A 3,663-nucleotide genomic window follows, 5' to 3' on the forward strand; every position below is an offset into this window, starting at 1 on the left:
AAGGAAGAAGGAAGAAGGAAGAAGAAAGAGGGAAGAGGAAAGAAGGCTACCCTCGCAAGAAAAAACCATCATTTCCTGTAGATATTCACCCTTGGGTTTACACAAACGATATAAACGGACATGATATAAGAAGGAAGAAGGAAGAAAAAAATGGATGGGAACTCAAACCCCAACCAATTCAACACCGTGTAGAGGGTGGGGTATAAACCCAAGATAAAAAAATAATTTCTACTCTTATTCTTCCTGACTCCTGAATTATTTTAACCCTTCTTCTTCCTTCCTAAAAATAACATCTGCAACTCGACAAACTTCAGACATTTCTTTAACATCGTGAACTCGTAAAATATCTACAGACTCAGCGATCGCCGCCACACAACCTGCAGCAGTTCCCCAAACTCTTTGTTTAGCATCAGGTTGATTTAAAATTTTACCAATAAAACTTTTACGAGATAATCCTACTAAAATCGGACAATTTAAACTTTTAAACCTTGATAAATTGCGGATAATTTCTAAATTTTGTTCGTAATTTTTAGCAAAACCAATACCAGGGTCAATAATAATTTTATCCCTTTCAATTCCCGCTGTTATAGCAGCCTCTATTCGACTCTCTAAAAATTGATATATTTCCCCAATTAAATCTTGATAATCTGTCAATTTTTGCATTGTTTTTGGCGTACCCTTAATGTGCATTAATACAATCGGCACTTTGAGACCAGCCACCACTGAAAACATATCTGAGTCATAAGTTCCCCCAGAAATATCATTAATTAAATTAGCACCAACTTCCACAGCTTTTTGTGCAACTACTGCTCTAGTTGTATCAACAGAAATAGGAATTTCAGCACAAATATTTTGCTGATTTCTTAATAACTTAATTATTGGTAGAACCCGATTAATTTCCTCCTCCAGAGAAACAACTTCAGCCCCTGGTCGAGTAGATTGACCGCCAATATCAATCATATCGGCACCATATTCTACCATTTTTTTGGCTTGTTTTAAAGATGTTTCTAGCGTATTAAAATCACCACCATCACTAAAACTATCTGGCGTTATATTCAAAATACCCATAATATAGGTACGTTTTCCCCAAACAAAATTTTGATAGTAATTGTGCATATTTGATGATGTTTAATAATTAAGGTTTGCTGAATAAAGTATGAGTGGTAGGGGTAGGAGACAGGAGACAGGAGACAGGATAAATGGAAATCATAGAGGAGGTAGTCGTAAAAATTGTAAGAGTGATTTTTCTGCCATAATCATCCCAAAATACTAGCTTTGTTGCAGCTCTTTAGACCGAAAAGCTTGCACTTTTTAAAGGCAAAAAAAGGCTGAAACCAATATCATTCAATGCTTTGATATTTAATCAGCAAGCCCTAATTAACCCACTAACAGTTTAGATGATTTATGAGAATTTATTTTAGGATAATTTAAGCAAAAGGGAAGAAAAAAATTGTCAACTATAACTGTTAGTAGAACAAAAACTAGGTCGAAGAATTAAACCAAATCTATACATGATAGTGAGGCTTTATTCTCCATAATTATTACAGAAAAATCAAGGTATAAAGCCTCTCCATTCATGGAGAAAAAGAAAAAAATTCCTTTTAACCCAATCCTCTCCTTGAAAAGAAGAGGTAATTCTAAATTATTAATTCTTAATTCTAAATTCTTGAACACCAATTTATAGTTATGTTATAGTGCAAATTGTTTAGGAAATTAGTAAATTTATATTTCTATTTTGCTGTAACATACTCTTTTTTCCTCCCTTTTTTAATTTCTCAAAGAAGTCTAATTAATCATCAATAATCCTGAAATTATTTATAATTAATTAGACGAGAAAAACTATCTGGCATTAAACTTGCTCCCCCAACTAAAGCACCATCAATTTCTGGTTGAGCCATAATTTCATCAACATTATTAGGTTTAACAGATCCACCATATTGAATAGTGACATTAGAATTAGTTAACTTACTACGAATTAAACCAATAACACGGTTAGCTTCTTTAGCTTCACAAGTATCACCAGTACCAATTGCCCAGATAGGTTCATAGGCAATTACTAGATTTTCCTGATCCACATCAATTAAATCTGTGGCCAACTGAGAAAAGATATGTGATTCTGTTTCACCAGCAGCTCTTTGCTCCTTAGATTCTCCCACACAGAGAATAGGGGTTAAACCATGCTTCTGAGCAGCTTTTAAGCGCAAATTAACTTTTTCGTCAGTTTCACCAAAATGTTGACGACGCTCACTATGGCCAACAATTACATAATTAACTCCAATTTCCTTGAGCATTGGGCCAGAAATTTCTCCTGTATATGCTCCCTCATCTTCCCAATGCACATTTTGGGCACCCAACTTTATCCGACTCCCATGCAAATTTTTTGACATAAAATCTAGTGCAGTAAAGGGAGTGCAGAGAACTACTTCAGGTTTTTCAGGGATTTCTGTGAGTTGAGACATTAAACCCTGGAGAAACTCTTTAGCTTCTGCTTGGGTTTTGTACATTTTCCAGTTCCCAGCAATTATAATTTTTCTCACTGTTGATTTTGTAGACCTCAAACTTGACTATCTGCAACACTCCAGTCTAAGGCTTTATGAGTCCTTTTTCTAGACTTCAAAGAATAATTGTTTTCCTCATCACAATTGTGTTGATTGGAATGTTGTTATCAAACAGGATTGGGTCGTGCCACCCCGCCAAGAAATGGCGAAATATTTTTGGAGCGGAGCTCAAATCCCCTACTTCCCCTCCACCAGAGGGGTTAGGGGTGGTTTGACTTTTGACTTTTAACTTTTAACTTTTGACTTGATTATCCTACTGGCCAAATTCTAATCGAGCTTGCTCAACTATTTCTGCTGTGACGACTTCTTGCTCTGCTTCTCTGGCCAAATCTTCAATTCGCTTTCTTGCCTGAGCTCGAACAAAATAGGGAATATTTTTTAATTTAATTTGAGCTTCTGGCGTCCATTGTAATTCGTGATTAAAATTAGAATCAGTCATATTAAATCTTCCAGCATAGGTTTATCTGCCAGGGATGAAAATCTCTAGCTAATTAAGGAAAGTTCTCTTAGATTAGAACTCATATTACTTTATTATTTTTATTAGTCCATTTTAACTTAACTTTGTATTCTCAGAAATTCCAAACTAACTATTAGAAAAATTTTAGGGAACTGGAAATATAAAATTTACAGCACTTTTTAAGATGGTGAGGTACAGTTCAATATTAATCTCTATTCCCGACTTCCAATTTGGTACCTTTCTCCTGCCTTATTATACCAATTTAAAAAAAGAATGTTACTAATAATAAGTGCGATCTAAATACTTTAAAGAAAATGTCCCTTTGAGAAAAAAGAGAATTTACTAGCTCAAAACTGGTATTGAAGTCATTCATTCTGTACGTCGCCAATCCGACAGCTCCCCTACCTGACTCCTAAGAAATACCCTAGCTATTTGTAGCAAACATTGATGAAATTGGTATTACTCAGACTTTCTCTAGAAAAATTGCGATCTAAGTACAGAGGAATTTGAGCATGAGAATGCGATCACATACCATGGGACACCATTACCCTCAATGTCTTCCCCAAAAGCTTGTCTGTTCCCTGCTATAGTTATATATAGTATGTTTCATATCAGTGAGGTACATCTGGCGGGCATCTTGCCCGCCAA

At 35.2% G+C, this 3,663-nt stretch carries 4 protein-coding genes; 1 reads left to right on the forward strand and 3 read right to left on the reverse strand.

Annotation, left to right across the window (positions count from 1 at the left end; all coding sequences use genetic code 11):
* Nucleotides 1–206 (forward strand): hypothetical protein (locus F6K13_RS23535; protein ID WP_287288560.1); only part of this gene is annotated, 206 nt, incomplete at its 5' end.
* A gap of 49 nt (nucleotides 207–255) precedes the next feature.
* Here F6K13_RS23535 and folP read toward each other — a convergent pair.
* The 3 genes from folP to F6K13_RS23550 all read right to left on the reverse strand — a co-directional run bounded on the left by folP (nucleotide 256) and on the right by F6K13_RS23550 (nucleotide 2,997).
* Nucleotides 256–1,116 (reverse strand): dihydropteroate synthase, encoded by an 861-nt coding sequence (gene folP / locus F6K13_RS23540; protein WP_124154831.1) that lies wholly within the window; start codon nucleotides 1,114–1,116, stop codon nucleotides 256–258.
* 695 nt (nucleotides 1,117–1,811) lie between these two features.
* The gene (gene tpiA / locus F6K13_RS23545; protein WP_124154832.1) at nucleotides 1,812–2,537 is read right to left on the reverse strand and encodes a triose-phosphate isomerase; all 726 of its coding nucleotides are present in this window, start codon (nucleotides 2,535–2,537) and stop codon (nucleotides 1,812–1,814) included.
* 274 nt (nucleotides 2,538–2,811) lie between these two features.
* On the reverse strand, nucleotides 2,812–2,997 hold the full coding sequence (locus tag F6K13_RS23550; RefSeq protein ID WP_124154833.1) for a PCP reductase family protein: 186 nt from the start codon (nucleotides 2,995–2,997) through the stop codon (nucleotides 2,812–2,814).
* Nucleotides 2,998–3,663: the final 666 nt, after the last annotated feature.

It is taken from the genome of Okeania sp. SIO2B9 (assembly GCF_010672505.1).
Classification (GTDB): Bacteria; Cyanobacteriota; Cyanobacteriia; order Cyanobacteriales; family Microcoleaceae; genus Okeania; species Okeania hirsuta.